The organism is Oleiphilus sp. HI0086 (genome assembly GCF_001635225.1).
On record NZ_LWFZ01000231.1, the window covers coordinates 1 to 670 of the forward strand.

Here is a 670-nt window from a genome sequence, read left to right on the forward strand (position 1 = left end):
CACTGTTTGAAACCTCACCCAAAGTAGCTCGACATTCAACAAGAACCTTACGCATTTCACCAGAACGCAAACGAAGAGTTGCATAAGCACCTTCTCTTGCTACTAGCTGCGCAGAAGTACCTGCACTACGAGCGATTTGAGCGCCTTTACCAGGCTTCAATTCAACACAGTGGATAACACTACCCACAGGAATATTTCGAATAGGTAAGGTACTGCCTACTTTAATAGGAGCATCTTCACCCGAACGAATCTCTTGACCGACTTCAACACCTTTAGGAGCAATAATGTAACGACGCTCGCCATCCATATATTTCAGCAATGCGATGTGCGCTGAACGATTTGGATCGTGCTCGATACGCTCAACAACAGCTGGAATGCCGTCTTTTGTGCGCTTGAAGTCAACAACACGATAGTGCTGCTTATGACCGCCACCCTTGTGACGAACAGTAATACGACCGTTGTTATTACGACCGCCATTTTTAGATTTCTTTTCAACTAACGGCGCATAAGGACGACCCTTGTATAAATGAGGGTGTACTACCTTAACGACATGACGACGGCCGGCAGATGTTGGTTTGGTTTTTACGACTGGCATAATTCGACCTCTACCTTATTCCACGTCCATGAAATCGATATCCTGACCTTCTGCCAATTTGACATAAGCCTTACG

General features: G+C 45.7%; 1 protein-coding gene. It reads right to left on the minus strand.

Features of this window, described 5'->3' with window-relative positions; all coding sequences use genetic code 11:
* The coding region (rplB, locus tag A3756_RS02995; protein WP_068552915.1) for a 50S ribosomal protein L2 at positions 1-595 on the minus strand (595 nt) is incomplete at its 3' end.
* Positions 596-670: the final 75 nt, after the last annotated feature.